21 protein-coding genes and 1 pseudogene are annotated in these 21,207 nt (G+C 72.0%); 7 read left to right on the top strand and 15 right to left on the bottom strand.

Going from position 1 to position 21,207, the window contains the following annotated elements:
- Positions 1–48: 48 nt before the first annotated feature.
- Complete coding sequence (gene aspS, locus ACIPLC_RS22170) at positions 49–1,326, bottom strand: aspartate--tRNA(Asn) ligase (RefSeq protein ID WP_400474718.1); 1,278 nt, start codon at positions 1,324–1,326, stop codon at positions 49–51.
- 503 nt (positions 1,327–1,829) lie between these two features.
- Here aspS and ACIPLC_RS22165 point away from each other — a divergent pair.
- On the top strand, positions 1,830–2,015 hold the full coding sequence (locus ACIPLC_RS22165; RefSeq protein WP_063349060.1) for a PspC domain-containing protein: 186 nt from the start codon (positions 1,830–1,832) through the stop codon (positions 2,013–2,015).
- 124 nt (positions 2,016–2,139) lie between these two features.
- Here the strand turns inward: ACIPLC_RS22165 and ACIPLC_RS22160 are convergent, their stop codons facing one another.
- The 3 genes from ACIPLC_RS22160 to ACIPLC_RS22150 form a co-directional block, all read right to left on the bottom strand.
- Positions 2,140–2,496, bottom strand: a complete 357-nt coding sequence (locus ACIPLC_RS22160; RefSeq protein ID WP_400474717.1) for an ATP-binding protein — start codon at positions 2,494–2,496, stop codon at positions 2,140–2,142.
- Between the two features lie 214 nt (positions 2,497–2,710).
- The gene (locus tag ACIPLC_RS22155) at positions 2,711–3,868 is read right to left on the bottom strand and encodes an adenosine deaminase (RefSeq protein WP_400474716.1); all 1,158 of its coding nucleotides are present in this window, start codon (positions 3,866–3,868) and stop codon (positions 2,711–2,713) included.
- Between the two features lie 130 nt (positions 3,869–3,998).
- A complete protein-coding gene (locus ACIPLC_RS22150; RefSeq protein ID WP_400474715.1) occupies positions 3,999–4,976 on the bottom strand; it encodes a LysR family transcriptional regulator in 978 nt (325 codons plus the stop codon).
- A gap of 91 nt (positions 4,977–5,067) precedes the next feature.
- On the opposite strand from ACIPLC_RS22150, the gene ACIPLC_RS22145 reads away from it, so the two are divergent.
- The 4 genes from ACIPLC_RS22145 to ACIPLC_RS22130 are packed head-to-tail and all read left to right on the top strand — an operon-like array spanning position 5,068 to position 7,191.
- A complete protein-coding gene (locus ACIPLC_RS22145; RefSeq protein WP_400474714.1) occupies positions 5,068–6,357 on the top strand; it encodes an MFS transporter in 1,290 nt (429 codons plus the stop codon).
- Positions 6,358–6,366: 9 nt separating this feature from the next.
- Positions 6,367–6,720: an AbrB/MazE/SpoVT family DNA-binding domain-containing protein gene (locus tag ACIPLC_RS22140; protein WP_400474713.1), complete on the top strand. Its 354-nt coding sequence runs from the start codon at positions 6,367–6,369 to the stop codon at positions 6,718–6,720.
- Positions 6,707–7,000, top strand: a complete 294-nt coding sequence (locus ACIPLC_RS22135) for a hypothetical protein (RefSeq protein WP_400474712.1) — start codon at positions 6,707–6,709, stop codon at positions 6,998–7,000. Before ACIPLC_RS22140 ends, ACIPLC_RS22135 begins: the two co-directional genes overlap by 14 nt.
- A gap of 26 nt (positions 7,001–7,026) precedes the next feature.
- Entirely contained in the window at positions 7,027–7,191 is a 165-nt protein-coding gene (locus ACIPLC_RS22130) for a hypothetical protein (protein ID WP_400474711.1), read from the top strand.
- A gap of 91 nt (positions 7,192–7,282) precedes the next feature.
- Here ACIPLC_RS22130 and ACIPLC_RS22125 read toward each other — a convergent pair whose 3' ends face one another.
- From ACIPLC_RS22125 to ACIPLC_RS22080, 10 genes and pseudogenes are all read right to left on the bottom strand, one after another.
- Positions 7,283–7,621, bottom strand: coding sequence for a helix-turn-helix domain-containing protein (locus ACIPLC_RS22125; RefSeq protein ID WP_387817609.1), 339 nt, complete (start codon positions 7,619–7,621; stop codon positions 7,283–7,285).
- Positions 7,622–7,751: 130 nt separating this feature from the next.
- Positions 7,752–8,006: pseudogene (locus ACIPLC_RS22120) on the bottom strand (type II toxin-antitoxin system RelE/ParE family toxin); the annotation flags it as partial.
- 46 nt (positions 8,007–8,052) lie between these two features.
- Positions 8,053–9,330, bottom strand: coding sequence for a thymidine phosphorylase (locus ACIPLC_RS22115; protein ID WP_400474710.1), 1,278 nt, complete (start codon positions 9,328–9,330; stop codon positions 8,053–8,055).
- A gap of 96 nt (positions 9,331–9,426) precedes the next feature.
- Entirely contained in the window at positions 9,427–9,831 is a 405-nt protein-coding gene (locus tag ACIPLC_RS22110) for a cytidine deaminase (protein ID WP_063349052.1), read from the bottom strand.
- On the bottom strand, positions 9,828–11,093 hold the full coding sequence (locus tag ACIPLC_RS22105) for an ABC transporter permease (protein WP_400474709.1): 1,266 nt from the start codon (positions 11,091–11,093) through the stop codon (positions 9,828–9,830). Before ACIPLC_RS22105 ends, ACIPLC_RS22110 begins: the two co-directional genes overlap by 4 nt.
- Positions 11,090–12,256, bottom strand: coding sequence for an ABC transporter permease (locus tag ACIPLC_RS22100; RefSeq protein WP_400474708.1), 1,167 nt, complete (start codon positions 12,254–12,256; stop codon positions 11,090–11,092). Before ACIPLC_RS22100 ends, ACIPLC_RS22105 begins: the two co-directional genes overlap by 4 nt.
- Positions 12,257–12,261: 5 nt before the next feature.
- Entirely contained in the window at positions 12,262–13,788 is a 1,527-nt protein-coding gene (locus tag ACIPLC_RS22095; protein WP_400474771.1) for an ABC transporter ATP-binding protein, read from the bottom strand.
- A 348-nt stretch (positions 13,789–14,136) separates the two neighbouring features.
- Positions 14,137–15,198: a BMP family protein gene (locus tag ACIPLC_RS22090; RefSeq protein ID WP_400474707.1), complete on the bottom strand. Its 1,062-nt coding sequence runs from the start codon at positions 15,196–15,198 to the stop codon at positions 14,137–14,139.
- A 399-nt stretch (positions 15,199–15,597) separates the two neighbouring features.
- The gene (locus ACIPLC_RS22085) at positions 15,598–16,851 is read right to left on the bottom strand and encodes an amidohydrolase (RefSeq protein ID WP_400474706.1); all 1,254 of its coding nucleotides are present in this window, start codon (positions 16,849–16,851) and stop codon (positions 15,598–15,600) included.
- 183 nt (positions 16,852–17,034) lie between these two features.
- Positions 17,035–18,624: a methylmalonyl-CoA mutase gene (locus ACIPLC_RS22080; protein ID WP_400474705.1), complete on the bottom strand. Its 1,590-nt coding sequence runs from the start codon at positions 18,622–18,624 to the stop codon at positions 17,035–17,037.
- Positions 18,625–18,753: 129 nt separating this feature from the next.
- Between ACIPLC_RS22080 and ACIPLC_RS22075 the strand changes: the two genes are divergently transcribed.
- Positions 18,754–19,509 (top strand): SDR family oxidoreductase, encoded by a 756-nt coding sequence (locus ACIPLC_RS22075; protein ID WP_400474704.1) that lies wholly within the window; start codon positions 18,754–18,756, stop codon positions 19,507–19,509.
- Between the two features lie 274 nt (positions 19,510–19,783).
- Positions 19,784–20,329 carry a 2-oxo-4-hydroxy-4-carboxy-5-ureidoimidazoline decarboxylase gene (locus tag ACIPLC_RS22070; RefSeq protein ID WP_400474770.1) on the top strand — a complete coding sequence of 182 codons (546 nt, stop codon included), beginning with the start codon at positions 19,784–19,786 and terminating at the stop codon, positions 20,327–20,329.
- 70 nt (positions 20,330–20,399) lie between these two features.
- Here ACIPLC_RS22070 and ACIPLC_RS22065 read toward each other — a convergent pair whose 3' ends face one another.
- On the bottom strand, positions 20,400–21,188 hold the full coding sequence (locus ACIPLC_RS22065; protein ID WP_400474703.1) for a hypothetical protein: 789 nt from the start codon (positions 21,186–21,188) through the stop codon (positions 20,400–20,402).
- Positions 21,189–21,207 lie beyond the last annotated feature (19 nt).

Genomic DNA, 21,207 nt, shown 5'->3' with positions numbered 1-21,207 from the left:
GGGGGGCTCCGGTCCGTCCGGTGCCCCCCACCCGCCGGCGTCAGGGCGTCAGGGCGTCAGGCGGTGCAGGTCGCGCGGGAAGAGCGTGGTCCGGCGGATGTTGTCGGTGCCGGTGAGCCGCGCCGTCCAGCGCTCCAGCCCGAGCGCGAACCCGCCGTGCGGCGGCATCCCGTGCGCGAAGGACCGCAGGTAGCCCTCGTACGGCCGGACCGGCTCGCCCCGGGCCGCCAGCGCGGCCAGGTAGTCCTCGTGCCGGTGCAGCCGCTGGCCTCCGGTGACCAGTTCGAGCCCGCGGAAGAGCAGGTCGAAGCTGTTGGAGCACTCCGGGCGGCCCGGTTCCGGGTGGGTGTAGAAGGGCCGCTTGCGCATCGGGTAGCCGACCACGAACAGGAACTCGCTGCCGTGCTCGCGCAATGCCCACTCGCTGAGCCACCGCTCGTGCGCCGGGGCGAGGTCCGGCTCGTCGACGCCCAACAGCCGCATCGCCTCGGCGAAGTGGAGCTGCGGGATCTCCGCCGGGACCTCGGGCAGCTTCACCTCCAGCAGGTCGACGGCGGCACCGGCCCGCTCGGCCACCGAGGCGACCATCCCGGCGGCCACCTCGCGCAGCACGGCCATCACCTCGCGGTGGTCGGTGATGAAGCCGAGTTCCGCGTCCAGGCTGGTGTACTGCCCCAGGTGCCGCGCGGTGTCGTGCGGTTCGGCCCGGAACACCGGCCCGGTCTCGTAGACCCGCTCGAACACCCCGACCATCGCCTGCTTGAAGAACTGCGGCGACTGCGCGAGGTAGGCGGGGCGGCCGAACCAGTCCAGTGCGAAGACGTTCGCGCCGGACTCGGTGGCCGAGGAGACCACCTTCGGGGTCTGGATCTCGGTGAAGTCCAGGCCGTCGAGGGTGGCACGGAACCCGGCCACCGAGGCCGCGGTGATCCGGTGCAGGGCGGACAGCCGCGGGTGGCGGAGGGTGACCGGCGCGCCGTCGAGGATCACCGGGAGGGCGGCCTCGACGGCCGGCCGGAACAGACCGACCGGAGGCGCCTCGGCAAGGCTGGACAGGACCTCGACGGTGGGCGAGGTCAGCTCGACGCCGGCCGGCGCCTGCGGGTTGGCGGTGACGGTGCCGCGGATCCGCAGCACCGTCTCCTCCGGCAGGTCGGGGCCCGCGCCGGTGGCGACCACCTGGGCCAGTCCGGAGCGGTCCCGGATCACCAGGAAGGTGACGGACTTGAGTGCGCGGCGGCGGTGCAGCCAACCGCTGATCTCTACGGATTCGCCGACGTGGCCGGGTAGTTCGGCGGCCAGGACACGGGTCGTCGGGTGGATCATCGCGGCCCTCCAGGGGCGTCGTGGTGATCCCTTCGGAGTGCGGGCGAGAAGGGCAACTCGCGGTGCCACCGCACTTTCGCCGCCGCCCGCGGGGGCGGCGGCCTCATTGCGGCCCGTTGACGGGGGCCGGCCGGCGGGGCATTTCCTCCCCGCACTCGGAAGTGTCTTCGCTCCGGGACGCAGGGCCGCCTTCACAGCTGCCGGCGGCTCTCTCGGCCCACGGGGCCCGGAGGTACTCGTCTCCCTCGACGTGTTGCCGGAGAGGCTAGACCGGACCGCCGCCGGACGGCAACGGGCTTTCCCGCCGCCGGGCGGGTGCCACCTGGGGCGTCCGCGCTCCGGGTGACCCTGAGACGGACCCCGACACCCGGCTACGCCTCACCGGTGAGTCGGCGGGGTGGCGAATCGACTGCCAGGCGGACGTTTCCGGGAGCGCGGTGGCGGAGAGTGGAAATTAAGCCCGCCGGACTGGCCGGACCGGGCGCCACGACACGGAGTTGACCATGAGCGCCCGTCTCGCCCGTCCCCGTCACAACCGCGTCATCGCCGGCGTCTGCGCCGGGCTCGCCGAGCGCTACGGCGTGACGCCGTGGACCGTCCGACTGATCTTCCTGATCTCGATCATCCTGCCCGGACTCCAGTGCCTCGTCTATCTGGCCCTCTGGGTGCTGCTGCCCCAGGAGCCGTAAACCGTGAGCCCGGAGCCTGGAGCCGCGGCGCCGGGCCCTGCGCGACGGTTGCCCGGCACGACGGCGGGCCGCCCGCTCCCGGGATCACCGGGGCGGACGGCCCGTCGCCGTGCCGGCGGCCAGGTCAGCCGGTCAGGCCCGGCAGCGGCAGGGTGTGGGTCAGCCCGCCGATGGGGGTCTTGTCGACGCCGGGGATGGTCGGGATGGCGCCACGCGTGGTGGCACCGGCCTCGGCGGCCGGGGCGGGCGCCGCCTGGCCGGCGGCCGGGGTGAGGGTGCCGAGCGTGCCGGTGACCTTGTCACCGCCGGGCAGCTTGGCGGCGGTGTCGGTGACCGCGCCGGTCACCGCGGGGTTCGTGACCGCGCCGGTGGGCAGTCCGAGGCCACCGGGCGCGGGGGCGGCGGAGGCGGTACCGGCGCCCACCGCCGCGATGGCGATGCCGAGCGCCGCGGTGCCGGCGGCCTTGAGAGCCTGCTTCATGGTTCGTCCCTTTGGGTCGTCGTCGGTGGCCGACATCGGGACGGGGCGGACGGACTACCGCCGCCACGGCCGGTCAGCATTGACGGCCACACCGTAGTGAGTGGGCCGCGCGAGGACCAAAGGGCGTTCACTCGCCCGAGTGAGTAGTCGGATGAACGCCAACTCCCCTCCGGAGCAACGGCGTTCACCCGACCATTCGAACGGGCCGATCCGCTCAGCTGTCGCCGGCGCCCGAGCTGAACAGCCACTCCGCCTTCAGTTCGGCGTATCCGGGCTTGATCACGTCGTTGATCATCGCCAGTCGCTCGTCGAACGGCAGGAACGCGGACTTCATCGCGTTCACCGTGAACCACTCCATGTCGCCCAGCGTGTAGTCGAAGGCCTCCACCAGGTGCCCGAACTCGCGGCTCATGCTGGTCCCGCTCATCAGCCGGTTGTCGGTGTTCACGGTGACCCGGAACTTCAGCCGGCTGAGCAGCCCGATCGGGTGCTCGGCGTACGAAGTGGCCGCCGCGGTCTGGAGGTTGGAGGTCGGGCACATCTCCAGCGGGATGCGCTTGTCGCGCACGTACGCGGCCAGCCGACCGAGCTCGACGCGGCCGTCCTCGCCCACCGTGATGTCGTCGACGATCCGCACGCCGTGGCCGAGCCGGTCGGCGCCGCAGCACTGCAGGGCCTCCCAGATCGAGGGCAGGCCGAAGGCCTCGCCCGCGTGGATGGTGAAGTGGTTGTTCTCGCCCTTGAGGTAGTCGAAGGCGGCCTGGTGGCGGGTGGGCGGGTGGCCCGCCTCGGCGCCGGCGATGTCGAAGCCGACGACGCCCTGGTCCCGGTGGCGGTTGGCCAGTTCGGCGATCTCGGTGGAGCGGGCGGCGTGCCGCATCGCGGTCAGCAGGGTGCCGACCCGGATCCGGTGGCCGGCCGCACGGGCGTTGGCCTCGCCGAGGCGGAAGCCCTCGTTCACGGCCTGGACGACCTCGTCCAGGGACAGGCCGGCCTCCAGGTGCTGCTCGGGGGCGTAGCGGACCTCGGCGTACACGACGCCGTCGGCGGCCAGGTCCTCGGCGCAGTCGGCGGCGACCTTGATCAGGGCCTCGCGGGTCTGCATCACGGCGCAGGTGTGCGCGAAGGTCTCCAGGTAGCGGACCAGCGAGCCGGAGTCGGCGGCCTCGCGGAACCACTCGCCGAGTTCCTTGGCGTCGGTGGTCGGAAGGCCCTCGTAGCCGACCGCGGCGGCCAGCTCGACGACCGTCTCCGGGCGCAGCCCGCCGTCGAGGTGGTCGTGCAGCAGCACCTTCGGCGCGCGGCGGATCTGGTCGGGGGTGGGGATGCGCGGGCCGGCGCCCGCGGCGGTGACAGGGATCTGCTTCTCCATTGCGGAAATATAGCCCCTACGCGCGTAGACCCACCACTGCCAACACGGCCGGTTCGGCGAAAGTCCACCGGGAATTCCACCGACCGGGCCATTCGCGCCGCATTCGGCCCAGTCGCACGGCGACGTCGACTCAGTCGTGCTGCAGCAGCCGGCCCCGCCGGGACAGCACGAAGTCCCGGAACGCCGCCACCGGCGGAGTCAGCGGCCGCCCCGCCGCCCAGGCCAGCCCGATCGCCCGCCGGGTGCGCGGCGCCGTCACCTCCAGCTCCACCACCCCCGGCCGCGGCACCAGCGCGGGCGGCAGCAGCGCCACCCCCAGCCCGGCCGCGACCAGCCCGCGCAGCGTCTCCGCCTCCTCGCCCTCGAAGGCCAGCCGCGGCACGAACCCGGCCTGCGCGCAGAAGCCGTCCGTGATCGCGCGCAGCCCGTACCCCTGCTCCAGCCCGACGAACGGCTCCTCGGCCACCTCCGCCAGCCGGATCCGCCGACGGGACGCCAACCGGTGGTCCGCCGGGACGACCAGGTGCAGCCGCTGCTCGTCCAGCGGGCGGGCCGTGAAGGCCGGATCGTCCGGCAGCGGCGCGACCAGGCAGAGGTCCAACTCCCCCTCCCGCAACCGCTCCAGCATCGCCCCGACGTAATCCTGCACCAGCTGGAACCGGACCTGCGGATGCCCCGCCCGGAACCCGCGCAGCAGCGCCGGCACCGCGTCCGTCCCCATCGTGTGCAGGAAGCCGAACGCCACCCGCCCGGCCGCCGGATCGGCCTCCGCCCGGGCCGCCTCCGCCCCCCGCTCGACCTCCGCCAGCGCCCGCTCCACCGAGGCCAGCAGCAACCGGCCGGCCCTGGTCAGCCGGACCGTCCGGCCCTGACGGGCCAGCAGATCCACGCCCAGCTCCTCCTCCAACCGGGCCACCGCCCGCGACAGCGTCGGCTGCGGCACCCCGAGCAGCGCGGCCGCCCGCGTCACGTGCTCCAGCCGGGCCACCGCCGCGAACTGGGCCAGCCGGGGTGCCAGCAGCACCGCCGGCTCGTCCGGCCCCAACTCCGCCGCCCGGTACCGCGGCTCCGTGCCGTCCGTCACGTCCGCCGTGTCCGCCCCGGCCATCCCGCCACCACCTCGACTCATACGACAACGCATCAATCATCCACTGTTCATGCATTGGACGCATCAACGGCGCACGCCTACCGTCGACGACATGCAGCCCGCCGATACCAAGGCATCCGTGCCCGCCCCGGATGCCCCCGCCCCCACCCCCTCGCACGACGACCGCCACCGCCCCGGCCAGCGCGCCTTCCGCCGCGCCAACCTCGCCCTGTTCGCCGCCGGAGTCGCGACCTTCGTCCTGCTCTACTCCACCCAGGGCCTGCTGCCGATCCTCTCGGCCGACCTCGACCTCACCCCCGGCCAGGCCAGTTGGACGGCCTCCGCCGCCACCCTCGGACTCGCGCTCGCCCTGCTCCCCGCCAGCGCCCTGTCCGACCGGTACGGCCGCACCGCCGTGATGACGGCCTCCACCCTCGCCGCCGCCACCCTCGCCCTCGCCCTGCCGTTCGCGCCCGACCTCACCACCCTCGTGGTGCTGCGCGTCCTCCAGGGCGCCGCGCTCGCCGGGCTGCCCGCCACCGCCATGGCCTACCTCGCCGAGGAGATCCACCCCAGCGCCCTGGCCTCCGCGATGGGCCTGTACGTGGCCGGCAACAGCATCGGCGGCATGGGCGGCCGACTGCTCTCCGGCTGGACCGCCGCCGCCCTCGGCTGGCGCTGGGGCCTCGCCGCCTCCGCCGCCCTCGCCCTGCTCGCCGCACTCGCCTTCCGGCTGCTGATCCCCGCCGCCCGGCACTTCACCCCGGCCCCGGTGGACGCCCGCGCCCTGGCCCGCACCGTCGGCCGGCACCTGCGCAACCCGCTGCTGGTCCGGCTGTACGCGCTCGGGCTGCTGTTCATGGCCGTGTTCGGCGCGGTCTACAACACCGTCGGCTACCGGCTGATCTCGGCGCCGTTCCACCTGCCCGAATCCGTCGCCGCCTCGATCTTCGTCGTCTACCTGGTCGGCACCGGCACCTCCGCCGCCGCCGGCCGCCTCGCCGGCCGCCTCGGCCGCCGCGGCGCGCTCTACGTCTCCATCGGCGTGACCGCCGCCGGGCTGCTGCTCTCCCTCGCCGAGTCCCTGGTCTGCGCCCTGCTCGGCCTGGTCCTGATCACCGCCGGCTTCTTCGCCGGCCACGCCACCGCCTCCTCCGCCGTCGGCCGCACCGCCACCGAGGGCCGCGCCCAGGCCTCCGCCCTCTACCTGATCGCCTACTACCTCGGCAACAGCCTCGGCGGCACCCTCGGCGCCGACGCGTACCACGCCACCGGCTGGCCCGGCGCCGCCACCGTCGGCCTCACCGCCATGGCCCTCGCCGCCGCCGTCACCCTCTACGCCACCCGCCAGGCCCACGCGGCCCGGCGAGAGGACGGACTGGGCAGACTTTCCGCCAGGTAGACTTTCCTCATGGCAGACCTCAAGCGCCGCCGTCGCCCCCACCTGGTGTCCACGCCCGTGCGGAAGAAGGGCGTGGTCACCATCCCGCAGGAGATAAGGGAGCAACTGGACCTCCAGGAGGGCGACCAGCTGGTGGTCGCCGTCGAGGACGGCCGCATCGTGCTGACCCCCGCCTCCGTGATCCCCGACGACCAGGCGTGGTTCTGGGGCGCCGCCTGGCAGGAGAAGGAGCAGCAGGTCGACGAGGCGATCGCCGAGGGCGACCGCGGCGAGGTCTTCCAGGACGGCGACGCCTTCCTGCAGTCCCTCGCCGACGAGGGCGGCCTGGACCTGGAGGAGATCAAGCGCCGTGCCGACGCATGAGTCGCTGGCCCACTTCCTCCGCGACTGGAAGGGCCTGACTCCCGCGCAGAAGGCCGCATTCCTCGTCGCCGTCGCCCAGTTCGTCACCGACCTGCGGGCCGGTCAGGGCTTCCGACGCGGCCCGCGCGTGAAGAAGGTGCAGGGCCACCCGGACATCTGGGAGCTGACCTGGGCCCCGGACGGCCGGGCCACCTTCCACTACGGCCACCCCGTCCAGGGCGGGGAACCACGCATCGTCTGGCGCCGGATCGGCACCCACGACGTCTTCAACCGCCCCTGACAGTCGCCGTGGATACACTCCGGGACATGAGCGTCGATCCGGCGGCGTACCTCCTGGTCGATCCCCGCAAGGGCACCGGCATCGTGCACGACGAGCCCGGCTACACCCGCCGCAAGGACTTCGTCTTCGGCGACGAGATCACCGTCGGTCCCTGGACGCTCGACACCAGCGTCCTGCGGACTTACGCCTGAACCCGCACCCGCAGGACACCGGCCGACCGGGCCCGAACACACGGAAGGAGCCCGCACCCGGCAGACCGGGTGCGGGCTCCTCGTCGGTCCCTCATGCAGCCGGCGCGTGAAAGCGAAGCTTCGTATCGGCGCCGGGCACCACGTGGAGGTCCAGCTCGGCTTCCAGAGCCACCGCCAGCTTTTCCAGCAGCAACAGGGTAGGGACTGTGTCAGCTCCCTCGATGTTCTCGATCTCCGCCTCGGTCATGTTCGCGCGGCGGGCCACTTCGGCCTGCGACAGGCCGAGAGCAGTGCGGCGGTCGTAGAGAGCCTGTCCGAAGGCCAGCGCATAGCGGATCTCCCGCCGGTGCTCGACCACCTCGGGCGGTTCTTCGACCTGCTCGCCCAGCAGCGCACGCGTGCGAGCGGTCTTCCACTGGAGGTGGTTCATCGCTGCGCTGCTCTCCCTTTCCGAAGATCCGGCTGAACTCTTCGTGCGCAGGGTCGTGCTCTGACTCGCAGATCTTCTGCGCCCACATCGCCCGGGTGACTTCAGCAGTCTCCCTCATCCGGGTTTTGGCGAACACCGTCAGAAGAATGATCCGCCGCTCAGGCCCGAGCCAGTACGTGACCCTGGTGGCCATACCCGCGAGGCCGAAGCGCAATTCTCGCAGCGGACCCCCCAGATGGCGCGTGTACGGCTCACCGAGTGTCGTGGGGTGGTCGGCCAGCAGATCGACGGTCTCTTCGACCTTGCGATAGCGCCGGTCCGACAGCTCACAGAGCCGCTGTCGGACCTCCGGTTCGATCTCGACCGTGAAGCGGTCAACTCCCATGTGCGGCAGCGTAGGACACGCTGCCGCACATGGGGTAATCACGTGGTCACGCGATGCGGTCGAGGACGATCGGGTTCGGGGTGAAGGCCGTGCCGGCCGGGGAGACCTCGATGCCGCCCGCCAGCGCCTCGATGGCGTAGTCGTAGCGCTCGGGGGTGTCGGTGTGCAGGGTCAGCAGGGGCTGGCCGGCCACGACGGTGTCGCCGGGCTTGGCGTGCATCTCGACGCCGGCACCGGCCTGGACCGGGTCCTCCTTGCGGGCGCGGCCGGCGCCGAGGCGCCAGGCGCAGACGCCGACGGCGTAGGCGTCGAGCTCGGTGAGGACGCCGGAGGCGGGCGCGGGGATGACGTGCTGCTCGCGGGCGACCGGGAGCGGGGCGTCGACGTCGCCGCCCTGGGCGGCGATCATGCGGCGCCAGTGGTCCATCGCGGAGCCGTCGCGCAGCGCGTCGGCCGGGTCCTTGCCGTGCACGCCGGCCGCGGCGAGCATCTCGCGGGCGAGGGCGAGGGTGAGCTCGACGACGTCGGCGGGGCCGCCGCCGGCCAGCACCTCGATCGACTCGCGGACCTCCAGCGCGTTGCCCGCGGTGAGGCCGAGCGGGGTGGACATGTCGGTGAGCAGGGCGACGGTGTTGACGCCGGCGCTGGTGCCCAGGCCGACCATGGTGCGGGCGAGTTCGCGGGCGTCGTCGAGGTTCTTCATGAAGGCGCCGGAGCCGACCTTGACGTCCAGGACGAGTGCGCCGGTGCCTTCGGCGATCTTCTTGGACATGATCGAGGAGGCGATCAGCGGGATGGCCTCGACGGTGCCGGTGACGTCGCGCAGCGCGTACAGCTTCTTGTCGGCGGGCGCGAGGCCGTCGCCGGCGGCGCAGATGACCGCGCCGGTGGAGCGCAGGACGTCGAGCATCTCCTCGTTGGAGAGCAGGGCGCGCCAGCCGGGGATGGACTCCAGCTTGTCGAGGGTGCCGCCGGTGTGGCCGAGGCCGCGGCCGGAGAGCTGCGGGACGGCGGCGCCGCAGGCGGCGACGAGCGGGGCGAGCGGGAGGGTGATCTTGTCGCCGACGCCGCCGGTGGAGTGCTTGTCGCTGGTGGGCAGGGGCAGCGAGGAGAAGTCCATCCGGACGCCGGAGCGGATCATGGCGTCGGTCCAGCGGCTGATCTCGTGCGGCTTCATGCCGTTCAGCAGGATCGCCATGGCCAGGGCGGACATCTGCTCGTCGGCGACCTCGCCGCGGGTGTAGGCGTCGATGACCCAGTCGATCTGAGCGTCGCTCAGCTCTCCGCTGTCGCGCTTGGTCCTGATGACGGAGATGGCGTCCATGCGTGCTCCAAGAGGGGTTTCAAAAGCGAAGAGTGTCGCGAGATGACCGGGTTCCGGCCCACTCGCGACACTCTACGCGCGTAACAATTGACGAAGCTAGAGCCGCTCCGGCCCGAACGCGTCGGGCAGGACCTCGCTCATCGGGCGGATCCCCGAGGGCAGCTCGATCAGCAGTTCGGGCCCGCCGTGCTCGTACAGCAGCTGGCGGCAGCGCCCGCACGGCATCAGCAGTTCGCCCGCGCCGTCGACGCAGGTGAAGGCGGTCAGCCGGCCGCCGCCGGTGGCGTGCAGCGCGGACACCAGCCCGCACTCGGCGCACAGCCCGAGCCCGTACGAGGCGTTCTCGACGTTGCAGCCGGTGACCAGCCGTCCGTCGTCCACCAGCGCGGCCGCGCCGACGGGGAACTTGCTGTACGGGGCGTACGCGTGGGTCATCGCCTCGCGCGCGGCCGCGCGCAGCCGCTCCCAGTCGATCGCGGCCGACGCCGCCGGCGCCGTCACTTGCCCTGTCCCTTGCGGTAGATCTGGCCGTCCGCCTTCGGCATCCGCAGCCGCTGGGAGGCCAGCGAGAGCACCACCAGGGTGATCACGTACGGCGTGGCGACGATCAGCGGGCGCTGCACCTCGTCGGTGAACGCGTACCAGGCGCCGAGGCCGCCGGCGACCACGAAGGAGATCGCCGCACCGGTGAACTTGCGCCGGTACAGCTGCCAGAGCGCGAGCAGCGCCATCGCGATGGCGACGGTCAGGATCAGCACGTGCACCGACTCCGGGTCGCGCAGCTGGAGGCTGTCGGTGAAGCCGAACAGACCGGCGCCCATGGCGAGGCCGCCCGGCATCCAGTTGCCGAAGATCATCGCGGCGAGGCCGATGAAGCCGCGGCCGAGGGTCTGGCCGTCCTTGTAGAAGTGCGCCGCGACCAGCGAGAGGTACGCACCGCCGAGGCCGGCGAAGGCGCCGGAGGCGATGACCGCGAGGTACTTGTACTTGTAGACGTTGACGCCCAGCGACTCGGCGGCGGTCGGGTTCTCACCGCAGGAGCGCAGCCGCAGGCCGAACACCGTGCGCCAGAGCACGAAGTAGCTGACCACGATCATCGCGCCGGCCACCAGCACGACCACCGAGATGTTGGTGACCAGGCCGCCGACCACACCGGCCACGTCCGAGACCAGGAACCAGTGGTGCTTCTCGATGTCGGACAGCCACGAGGACAGCCCGGGGACGGTGATGTACGGCAGCGGATCCGCCGGCGGCGACTGGTTCGCACCAGCGCCGACCGCGATGTAGTCCTTGTAGTAGATCCGGTTGACGTACGCGCAGATGCCGGGGATCAGCAGGTTGATGCCGACGCCGGAGACGATGTGGTCGACGCCGAAGGTGACGGTCACGAGCGCGTGCAGCAGACCGCCGAGCGCGCCGCCGAGCATGCCGGCCAGCAGACCGACCCACGGGTTGACCAGGTAGCCGGCCCAGGCACCGCAGAAGGTGCCGGCGACCATCATGCCTTCGAGGCCGATGTTGACCACGCCGGCCCGCTCGGACCACAGACCACCCAGACCGGCCATGCCGATCGGCACGGCGGCGCTGAGCGCGGCGGTGATCTGACCGGAGGAGGTCAGCGCGTGGTTGCCGGTGGCCATGCCCACGGCGGAGAACAGGACCAGGGCGCCCGCGATCAGCAGCAGCACCACCGGCCAGGACATCTTGCGCTTCTTGGTGGGCGCGCCCGGCGCCTTCGGACGCGCGGCGGTAGCCGTGCTCATGCGGACACCTCCTTCTTCTCAGTGGCCGCGAGCTGAGCCGCGAGCTGGGCGGCGAGCTGGGCGCCGACCTTCTGCTGCTGGCGCTTCAGGCCGTAGCGGCGCACCAGCTCGTAGGCGACGACGACGCAGATGACGATGGTGCCCTTCATGACATCGACGATCTCGAAGGGGAAGCCGCCCTGGAGGGGCAGCTGGGAGCCGGTGGTGTCCAGGAAGGCGAACAGCAGGGCCGCGAAGGCCATGCCGATCGGGCTGTTGCGGCCCAGCAGCGCGATCGAGATGCCGAGGAAGCCCAGGCCGGGCTGGAAGCTCTGGCCGTAGTAGAACGAGTTCTGCATCAGCTCGGGCATGCCGATCAGACCGGCGATCGCGCCGGAGACCACCATCGAGGTGACCACCATGCGCTTGACGTTCACGCCGGACGCGGTCGCGGCGGACTCCGAGCGGCCGGTGGCCCGCAGGTCGAAGCCGAAGCGGGTGCGGGTCAGCGTGAACTGGAAGACCACGCCGACCAGGGCGGCGATGAAGATGAAGCCCCAGAGCGGGCCACCCGCCGTGTCCAGCGTGAAGAAGTGGCTGGACTGCGAGATCGGGTCGGTCTGGATCGAGTTGCTGGTGCTGCTCGTCTTCGGCGCGAAGATGCCGGGGACGAGCAGCAGGCCGACGACCGCGATCGAGATCGAGTTCAGCATGATGGTCGAGATGACCTCGCTGACCCCGCGGTAGACCTTCAGCAGACCGGCGATGCTCGCGTACAGGCCGCCGACCAGCATGGCGGTGACCAGCAGCAGCGGGATCTGGATGATCGCCGGCAGGTCGACCTTGGCGCCGACGAAGGCCGCGAACAGCGCCGCGACCTTGTACTGGCCCTCGACGCCGATGTTGAACAGGTTCATCCGGAACCCGAAGGCGGCGGCCGCGGCGGCCAGGTAGTACGTGGTGGACCGGTTGAGGATCCCCACTTGGCCGTCCGACTTGCCGGCGTACGTGAGCATCACGTTCCACGCGTCGAACGGGTTCTTGCCCGAAGTCGCCAGCAGGACGGAGCAGATCACGATGGAGAGCACGACCGCGAGCACCGGCGCCGCCAGTGCGAGCACGATCCGCTCACCGCTGATCCGCTGCGCCAGGCTGCGCTTGGCGGCGGTGTTGGGACTGGTCATGTGGGTTACTCCCCCGCCTGCGGGTCGTCGGCGGTGTCGGTGGGGCCGGCGTCGGACTCGGCCTCGGTGCCCTCCGCGAGGACCTCGTGGAACTGCTCGACGGCCTCCGCATCGGACTCGAGGTGGCCGCTGGCGGCACCCGTCATGGCGGTGCCGAGGTCCTCGGCGGTGACGGTGGCCGGGTCGGCGTCGGCGACCAGGCGCCCGCGGTAGATGACCCGGATGGTGTCGGACAGGCCGATCAGCTCGTCCAGGTCGGCGGAGATCAGCAGGACGGCCAGGCCGGCCCGCTGGGCGACCCGGATGTGCTCCCAGATCTGCGCCTGCGCGCCGACGTCCACACCACGGGTCGGGTGCGCGGCGATCAGCAGCTTGGGCTGGTGGCTCATCTCGCGGCCGATGATCAGCTTCTGCTGGTTGCCGCCGGAGAGGGAGGCCGCGGTGACCTCGATGCCGGGGGTGCGGACGTCGTAGTCCTCGACGATCCGCCAGGTGTCCTTGCGGGCGGCGCCCGGGTCGAGCAGGACGCCCTTGGAGTTGGGCGCCTCGGTGACGTGACCGAGGATCCGGTTCTCCCAGAGCGGGGCCTCCAACAGCAGGCCGTGCTTGTGGCGGTCCTCGGGGATGTAGCCGATGCCGGCCTCGCGGCGGGCCCGGGTGAGCGAGCCGGAGAGGTCCGTGCCGTCCAGGGTGACGGTGCCGCCGTCCAGCGGCAGCATGCCCATGATGGCCTCGACCAGTTCGGCCTGGCCGTTGCCCTCGACGCCGGCGATGCCGAGGATCTCGCCCTTGTGGATGCGCAGCGAGATGTCGTCGAGGACGACGCGCTCGATGCCCTCGGCGTCGGTCTTGGCGATCCGCAGGTCCTTGACGTCGAGCATCTCGGTCGTGGTGACGGTCGACTCGCGGCTCTCCGGGGAGGGCAGCTCGGCGCCGACCATCATCTCGGCCAGCTGACGGGCGGTGACGGCCTTCGGGTCGGCGTCGCCGACCGTGGTGCCGCGCCGGATCACGCTGATCGCGTCGGCCACCGCCAGCACCTCGTGCAGCTTGTGCGAGATGAAGATGACGGTGACGCCCTCGGCCTTGAGCTCGCGCAGGTTGTCGAACAGCGCGTCGACCTCCTGCGGGACGAGCACGGCCGTCGGCTCGTCGAGGATCAGGATCTTGGCGCCGCGGTAGAGCACCTTGAGGATCTCGACGCGCTGGCGGTCGGCGACGCCGAGGTCCTCGACCAGGGCGTCCGGGCGCACGCCCAGGCCGTACTGGTCGGAGATCTCCTTGATCTTCGCCTTCGCCTTGGCGCCGATGCCGTGGAGCTTCTCGCCGCCGAGGACGACGTTCTCCCACACGGTGAGGTTGTCGGCCAGCATGAAGTGCTGGTGGACCATGCCGATGCCGCGGGAGATGGCGTCGCCCGGAGTGTTGAACTCGCACGGCTCGCCGTTGATCGCGATGGTGCCCTCGTCCGGCTTCTGCATGCCGTAGAGGATCTTCATCAGCGTCGACTTGCCGGCGCCGTTCTCACCCATCAGGGCGTGCACGGTGCCGCTGCGGACGGTGAGGTTGATGTCGTGGTTGGCCACGACGCCGGGGAAGCGCTTGGTGATGCCGCGCAGTTCGACGGCCGAAGTCGCCGTCCCCGCGCTGGGGGTGCCGTCCTTGCGCGGGGGGACGGGGTCGGATGCGGTGATGGCGATCTCCTGGTGGTCTGGAGGCGCGTCGTTGCGCTGGGAGGGCCAAGGGGAGGACGGGGGGACGGGACGGGGCCCGGGGGTACGCGTTGAGCGCACCCTTCCGGGCCCCTCCCGTGATGCTGTGCCGATCGTCGCGCTGCCGGGCAGGCGGCAGTCGCGAGTCGCGTCCCGGAGGCGCGGGCCTTACGGGGCCGGCGTGGTCGGGATGGTGGTGGCGCCGGAGGTGATCGCCGTGGTGGCGGCCTTCAGCTTGTCCTGGATGTCGTCGAGCTTGCCGCCGGTGGTGGCGAGCGAGACGCCCTCGGCCTTCAGGTCGAAGAGCTTGACGCCGGTGAACGGCTGGCCCTTCTTGACCGACTCGATGTAGGAGAAGACCGCGTGGTCGACGTTCTTCACCATCGAGGTCAGGATGCTGCTCTTGTACTTCGCCAGGGCCGGCTGGGCGGCCTGGTCGGAGTCGACGCCGATGGCCAGGGCGCCCGGCTTGTTGGCGACGGCCTCGATGGCGCCGTTGCCGGAGGAGCCGGCGGCGGCGTAGATGACGTCCGCGCCCTTGTCGAGCTGGCCCTGCGCCGCCTCCTTGCCCTTGTCGGGCGAGTTGAAGCCGGTGAAGTCCGGGGGCGTGGTCAGGTAGGTGGTCTCGACCTGGATGTTCGCGTCGACGGACTTCACACCCGCCTTGTAACCGGCCTCGAACTTCTTGATCAGCTCGGTCTGCACACCACCGATGAAGCCGACGTGCTTGGACTTCGACTTGTTCGCGGCGGCGACACCGGCGAGGTACGAACCCTCCTGCTCGGCGAAGACCAGCGACGTGACGTTGGACGGCTGGTCCTTGTCGTTCGAGTCGATGATCGCGAACTTGACGTTCGGGTTGTCCTTGGCGACCTTGTCGACCGCCTGCTGGTAGACGAAGCCGACCGCGATGATCGTCTTGTAACCGCCGTCGATCAGGTTCTTGAGCCGGGTCTCCTTGTCGGCCTCGGCCTCACCGGTCTTGGCGTCGGCCTCGGTGACCGCGACGCCGAGCTCGGCCTTGGCCTTGTCGAGACCGCGGGCGGCGGAGTCGTTGAACGACTGGTCGCCACGGCCACCGATGTCGTAGGCCATACCGACCTTGATCGAGCCGTCGCCCGAACCGGAGGACGTGTTGCTGTCAGTGCTCTTTGCGCCGCAAGCGGCGAGCGAGGCCATGCCCAGGGAACCCGAGAGCACAACCGCAGCGAGCTTCATTGAACGGCGCAAGGGAGTATCTCCTTCTCACACGCACCTGATTAGCGTGGTCGGACGCCACCGTAACGCGCGTAGAACACGGTTGTGTTACGGGGTGCCAGAGCATTCGGGTTGTTATCAAACCGTGGTCTCACGGTCTTCCCGAGGCCCTATTTCCCGTGCGCGGACGGTGATCCGAAGCTGGTTTGCGGCACAGTCTACGGAACCGTTCGATAACCCCGGATGGCGGTAAACCGGCCGGTCACCGAGATGGGGTGCCGGCCGGTCGCGCGGGGGTCGGGTGAGGGGGCGTTCGCCCAGTGCCCGGGGAGGTGCCTGGGGAGGTGTCCGAGGAGGCGCGCGCCGCTCGGTCCTGCGGCTCGAAACCGCCGCTCAGTCCTGCGACTCAGTCCTGCGGCTCAGTCCCGCCGCTCAGTCCTGCGGCTCGTCCAGGGCGAGCGCCGCGAACAGCTCCACGCCGATCCCGATCGCGCGCTCGTCGACGTCGAAACGGCCCTGGTGCAGGTCGCGGACGGTGGTGTCACCGGGGGCGCGGACGCCGAGCCGGGCCAGCGCGCCCGGAGCGTGCTCCAGGTACCAGGAAAAGTCCTCGCCGCCCAGGCTCTGCTCGGTGCTCTCCACCACCTGCGTACCGTCCCGGCCGAACCGGTCGGTCATCGCCGCGTCCAGCAGGGCGACCGAGACCGCCTCGTTGACCACCGGCGGCACCCCGCGGTGGTAGTCCAGCGTCCACTTCGCCCGGTAGGTCTCGGCCAGCTTGGCGATCAGCTCGTGCAGCAGGTCGGGCGCCTCGCGCCAGCCGTCCAGCTCCAGGCAGCGGACGGTGCCCTCCAGTTCGGCGTGCTGCGGGATGACGTTGGACGCGGAGCCGGAGGCGATCCGGCCCCAGACCAGGCTGACGCCCCAGCGCGGGTCCATCCGGCGGGCCAGCGCGCCCGGCAGGTCGGCGGCCATCCGGGCGATCGCGGTCACCAGATCGGTGGTCAGGTGCGGGCGGGCGGTGTGCCCGCCGGGGCCGTCCAGGTGCAGCACCAGGCGGTCGCAGGCCGAGGTGATCGCGCCGGTGCGCAGGGCGATCCGGCCCACCTCCACCTTGGGGTCGCAGTGCACCGCGAAGATCCGGCCGACGCCGTCCATCCCCCCGGCCTTGATCACGTCCAGCGCACCGCCCGGCATGACCTCCTCGGCCGGCTGGAACACCAGCCGGACCGGGCGGCGCAGTTCGCCGGTGCGGACCGCCTCGGCCAGCACCAGGGCGGTGCCGAGCACCACCGCGGTGTGCACGTCGTGGCCGCAGGCGTGGGCCCGGCCGGGGACGGTCGAGCGGTACGGCACGTCGGTCTTGGCGTCGTCGATCGGCAGCGCGTCGATGTCGGCGCGGAAGGCCAGGAACTCGGTGCCGGGGGCGGTACCGGCCGGGACGACGTCGACGATCAGGCCGGTGCCACCGGGCAGCACCCGGGGGCTCAGGCCGGCCGCCACCAACCGGTCACGGAGCAGGCCGGTGGTGCGGAACTCCTGGCGGCCGAGCTCCGGGTGCCGGTGCAGGTCACGGCGGAAGGCGATCAGCTCGGACTCCAGCCCCCGGACCCGGGCGCGCAGTTCGGCGGCGGGGCGTGCGGTGGCCAGAGTGGCGCCCGGCTGAGCGGGCTCAGGACGGTTCATCTCAACAAGGGTAGGCCTGTTGGGGGGATTTGGCCCGACTTCCGGAAAACTAGTCCCCGGATGGGCGCATACCGGCCGAACAGGTGGGTATGACATCTCGTTTCAGCCGCCTTCCCCGGTTGCTTGCCCTGTGCAACGATCACCCGGGGCGGTGGTCACGGCCACCCCTTCCTTGACGGCGCGTCAGAACCGTTCCACCGGGGCGTACACGCCCCACACCTCCCGCAGCGCGTCACAGACCTCGCCGACGGTGGCCCGCGCGGCCAGCGCCTCCTTCATCGGGTACAGCACGTTCCCCGCCCCCTCCGCGGTACGGCGCAGCCCGTCCAGCGCCCGGGCGACGGCCGCACCGTCCCGCCCGGCGCGCAGCCGGGACAGCCGCTCGGCCTGCTGCCGCTCGACCGCCGGGTCCACCCGCAGCGGCCGGTACGGCTCCTCGGCGTCCAGCCGGAAGCGGTTGACGCCGACCACCGTCCGCTCGCCGGAGTCGGTCTCCTGCTGGATCCGGTAGGCGGTGCGCTCGATCGCGGCCTTCTGGAAGCCCTGCTCGATCGCGGCCACCGCGCCGCCCAGCTCCTCGACCCGGGCCATCAGCGCCAGCGCGGCGGCCTCCACCTCGTCGGTCAGCGACTCGACCGCGTACGAGCCGGCGAACGGGTCGACGGTGGCGGTCACATCGGTCTCGTGGGCGAGCACCTGCTGGGTGCGCAGGGCGAGCCGGGCGGCCTTCTCGGTGGGGAGCGCGATCGCCTCGTCGAAGCCGTTGGTGTGCAGCGACTGGGTGCCGCCGAACACCGCGGCGAGCGCCTGCACCGAGACCCGGACCAGGTTCACCTCGGGCTGCTGGGCGGTGAGCTGCACGCCGGCGGTCTGGGTGTGGAAGCGCAGCATCCACGAGCGCGGGTTCTTCGCGCCGAACTCCTCCCGCATCACCCTGGCCCAGATCCGGCGGGCGGCACGGAACTTGGCCACCTCCTCCAGCAGCGTGACCCGGGCCACGAAGAAGAACGAGAGCCGGGGGGCGAAGTCGTCCACCGCCATCCCGGCGGCGATCGCGGTGCGGACGTAGGCGATACCGTTGGCCAGCGTGAAGGCGATCTCCTGCGCCGGATCCGCCCCGGCCTCGGCCATGTGGTAGCCGGAGATGGAGATGGTGTTCCAGCGCGGGATCTCCGCCCGGCAGTACCGGAAGACGTCCGCGACCAGCCGCAGCGAGGGCTGCGGCGGGAAGATGTACGTGCCCCGGGCGATGTACTCCTTCAGCACGTCGTTCTGGACCGTGCCGGTCAGCCGGGCCGGCGCCACCCCCTGGGCCTCGCCGACCAGTTGGTAGAGCAGCAGGAGCAGCGCGGCGGGCGCGTTGATGGTCATCGAGGTGGACACCCCGCCCAGCGGGATGCCGTCGAACAGCACGGCCAGGTCCTCGACGCTGTCGACGGCCACGCCCACCTTGCCCACCTCCCCGGCGGCGAGCGGCGCGTCCGAGTCGTAGCCCATCTGGGTGGGCAGGTCGAAGGCCACCGACAGGCCGGTGCCGCCGCCCGCGATCAGCTGCCGGTAGCGGGCATTGGACTCGGCGGCGGTACCGAAGCCCGCGTACTGGCGCATCGTCCACGGCCGACCGGTGTACATCGTCGGGTAGACGCCCCGGGTGTACGGGTACTCCCCGGGCCGGCCGAGCCTGCTCGCCGGATCCCAGTCGGCCGGCGCCTCCGGGCCGTACAGCGGCTCGATCGGGAAGCCTGACTCGGCGCGGCGCGGCTCGGCTGCCATGGGGTCCCTCCACGGGATCGGCGGGGGCATCGGTCGGTCCTCGCAATGTAGAGCGAGACCGGGCGGCGGGGCCGCGGACGCGGTTGAGATGATCGGGTGAACGACCGGATGAGCCCCCAGGGAGTGGCAATGACCGAGCAGAAGGTGGCCGTGGTCACCGGTGCCAGCAGCGGAATCGGCGCGGCGACCGCCCGCCGGCTGGCGGCCGAGGGCTTCGACGTGATGCTGACCGCCCGGCGGACCGAGCGGATCGAGGCGCTGGCCGAGGAGATCGGCGGTCGGGGCGGTTCGGCCCGAGCGGTCACGCTCGACGTCACCGACCGGGCCGCCGTGGACGCCTTCGCGGCCGAGGTGGGCCGGGTCGACGTGCTGGTGAACAACGCCGGCGGGGCGATCGGCGCCGAGACGGTCGAGCACGGCGACCCGGCCGACTGGCTGGCCATGTACGAGGTGAACGTGCTCGGCGTGCTGCACGTGACGCAGGCGCTGCTGCCCGCCCTGCGGGCCACCGGCGACGGCACCGTGCTGGTGCTCTCCTCGACCGCCGCGCTGGCCGCGTACGAGGGCGGCGGCGGGTACGTCGCGGCCAAGCACGCCGCGCACACCATCGCGGCGACGCTGCGCCTGGAGCTGTGCGGGGAGCCGATCCGGGTGATCGAGATCGCCCCCGGCATGGTGAAGTCCGAGGGCTTCGCGGTCACCCGCTTCCGCGGCGACGAGGAGAAGGCCGCGGCCGTGTACGCCGGCGTCGCCGAGCCACTGACCTCGGAGGACATCGCCGACACCGTGGCCTGGGCGGTCACCCGCCCCCCGCACGTCAACATCGACCTGCTGGTGGTCCGCCCCCGCGCCCAGGCCGCCAACCACAAGGTCCACCGCGGCTGACGGTGGACGACTACGGCGAGGTCGGCTGCTCCTGAGGCAGGAGTGTCGGATTAGCAGATGAATGCGGGGAGGGCGCTGACACGAAGGTGTCAACGTCACAACTTGATAGCTCGTCCGGATGAATTCCGCGTGCGCCCTCCCCAACTGATGACGGCTCAACTACCGTTGAGGAGCTGCCCGACCGGCGCCGTACGCCGCCCGCAGCCTCCATACTTCAGCTGCTTCACCCCACCCCACTTCACCGGCACCTTCCCGCCCTCACGAGGAGGACCCGCTGGCCAGCGACATCCCGCCACAGCGGCTCGATCCGAGTTCCGAGCCGACCCTCCTCGGGCTGCACCGCTTCAACGAAGCCGATGCCGGCGCCGCCGAGGAGGCCCTCCTGGCCTGCTGCGGCAGCCACCGCTGGGCCCTCCGGCTCACCGCGCACCGGCCCTACCCCGACATAGAGTCCCTGCTGGCCGCCGCCAGCGAGGCCTCCTACGACCTCCGCCCGGCCGACCTGGCCGAGGCGCTCGCCGACGAGAGCTGGATGCCGCAACCGCTGCTCGGCATGCGGGCACCGGGCAGCCAGGCCGCGCACACCGCGCTGCGGGCCGCCCACGCCGCGTACGAGGCCAGGTTCGGCCACGTCTTCGTGGTCTGCCTGGAGGGGGTGGCTCCGGAGGAGATGCTCGACACCGTGCTCTCCTCGATCCGCACCCGGCTGGCCAACGACCCGGACGAGGAGCGGCTGATCGCGGCGGACGAGCTCCGCCGGATCTCCCTCACCCGACTGGAGCACCTGGTCGCCACCCATTCGGAGGCCGGGGCGCACTGAGCCGCCGCTGCCTCCTCCATCCCGCCCGCTCCTCTCCGCCCGCTCCTCTCCGCCCGCTCCTCTCCGCCCGCTACTTCTTCGCCTGCGCGGCCCGCAGCTTGGCCACCTGCTGCCGGACGATCAACTCGTCCGGCGCGGCGGCCGGCTCGGCGGCGACCCCGAAGGTGGTGAACACCGCGAGCGCCGGCCCGACCCGGGCCAGCACCGCACGCTGCGCGAGCACCGCGCTCCCCGATTCATTCGTCAGGGTGAATCCGAGCGCCGCGTCCGCTCCCCCGGGGGTGGGCGTGTCCTCCCGGTTCAGCCGGTGCCTGGTCCGGATCGGCGCCTTCCGCCCCGGCTTCTCGGCCGGCGGCGCCGGGGCCGCCGAGGTGAACGCGGCGCACGGGCCGAACAGCTTCTCCAGCTCCGCCTGGAACGCGGCCGCCCGCCCCGTCCGGTAGCCGAGCAGCCCGCCGTACACGCCGCCCCTGGGGTTGGCGGCCCGGGCCACGCTCAGATCCGTCTCCGCGTACGGGTAGCCCGGGGCCGGTGAGGCCGAGGCGGTCCCGGTCGGGGCGGTCCCGGTCGAGGCGGCCGGGGTCACCGCGTCCAGCAGCGGCTGGCAGGCCGGGACGTCCGCGACCTCCCGCCCGGCGCCCGCCCCGGTGTCGCCGTGCCCGGGCGTCATCACCGTCACCGCGTAGCCCGCCCCGAGGTCGGCGTCGGCCACCACGGACGCCCGCAGCTCGGCCGCCGACAGCTCGCGGCCGGGCCCGGCCCGGTCCGCGGAGGAGCGGCCGACCGTGGCGCAGCCCGTGACGAGCAGCAGCAGGGCCGCGAGGGCGGCGGCGGACGGTCGGACGGGGCGAAGCGGCACGGGGGCCTCGGCAGGGTGT

The sequence above is a fragment of the Kitasatospora sp. NPDC086801 genome (assembly GCF_044745805.1).
Classification (GTDB): domain Bacteria; phylum Actinomycetota; class Actinomycetes; order Streptomycetales; family Streptomycetaceae; genus Kitasatospora.
Note: the sequence above shows the minus strand (reverse complement) of the source record. Positions and strands in the feature narration are given on the sequence as shown.

Excerpts from the sequence above, each read along its gene's own strand:
- aspS (WP_400474718.1), bottom strand. The coding sequence starts at position 1,326 with ATGATCCACCCGACGACCCGTGTCCTGGCCGCCGAACTACCCGGCCAC.
- ACIPLC_RS22165 (WP_063349060.1), top strand. The coding sequence starts at position 1,830 with ATGAGCGCCCGTCTCGCCCGTCCCCGTCACAACCGCGTCATCGCCGGC.
- ACIPLC_RS22160 (WP_400474717.1), bottom strand. The coding sequence starts at position 2,496 with ATGAAGCAGGCTCTCAAGGCCGCCGGCACCGCGGCGCTCGGCATCGCC.
- ACIPLC_RS22155 (WP_400474716.1), bottom strand. The coding sequence starts at position 3,868 with ATGGAGAAGCAGATCCCTGTCACCGCCGCGGGCGCCGGCCCGCGCATC.
- ACIPLC_RS22150 (WP_400474715.1), bottom strand. The coding sequence starts at position 4,976 with ATGGCCGGGGCGGACACGGCGGACGTGACGGACGGCACGGAGCCGCGG.
- ACIPLC_RS22145 (WP_400474714.1), top strand. The coding sequence starts at position 5,068 with ATGCAGCCCGCCGATACCAAGGCATCCGTGCCCGCCCCGGATGCCCCC.
- ACIPLC_RS22140 (WP_400474713.1), top strand. The coding sequence starts at position 6,367 with ATGGCAGACCTCAAGCGCCGCCGTCGCCCCCACCTGGTGTCCACGCCC.
- ACIPLC_RS22130 (WP_400474711.1), top strand. The coding sequence starts at position 7,027 with ATGAGCGTCGATCCGGCGGCGTACCTCCTGGTCGATCCCCGCAAGGGC.
- ACIPLC_RS22125 (WP_387817609.1), bottom strand. The coding sequence starts at position 7,621 with ATGAACCACCTCCAGTGGAAGACCGCTCGCACGCGTGCGCTGCTGGGC.
- ACIPLC_RS22115 (WP_400474710.1), bottom strand. The coding sequence starts at position 9,330 with ATGGACGCCATCTCCGTCATCAGGACCAAGCGCGACAGCGGAGAGCTG.
- ACIPLC_RS22105 (WP_400474709.1), bottom strand. The coding sequence starts at position 11,093 with ATGAGCACGGCTACCGCCGCGCGTCCGAAGGCGCCGGGCGCGCCCACC.
- ACIPLC_RS22100 (WP_400474708.1), bottom strand. The coding sequence starts at position 12,256 with ATGACCAGTCCCAACACCGCCGCCAAGCGCAGCCTGGCGCAGCGGATC.
- ACIPLC_RS22095 (WP_400474771.1), bottom strand. The coding sequence starts at position 13,788 with ATGGGTGAGAACGGCGCCGGCAAGTCGACGCTGATGAAGATCCTCTAC.
- ACIPLC_RS22085 (WP_400474706.1), bottom strand. The coding sequence starts at position 16,851 with ATGAACCGTCCTGAGCCCGCTCAGCCGGGCGCCACTCTGGCCACCGCA.
- ACIPLC_RS22080 (WP_400474705.1), bottom strand. The coding sequence starts at position 18,624 with ATGGCAGCCGAGCCGCGCCGCGCCGAGTCAGGCTTCCCGATCGAGCCG.
- ACIPLC_RS22075 (WP_400474704.1), top strand. The coding sequence starts at position 18,754 with ATGACCGAGCAGAAGGTGGCCGTGGTCACCGGTGCCAGCAGCGGAATC.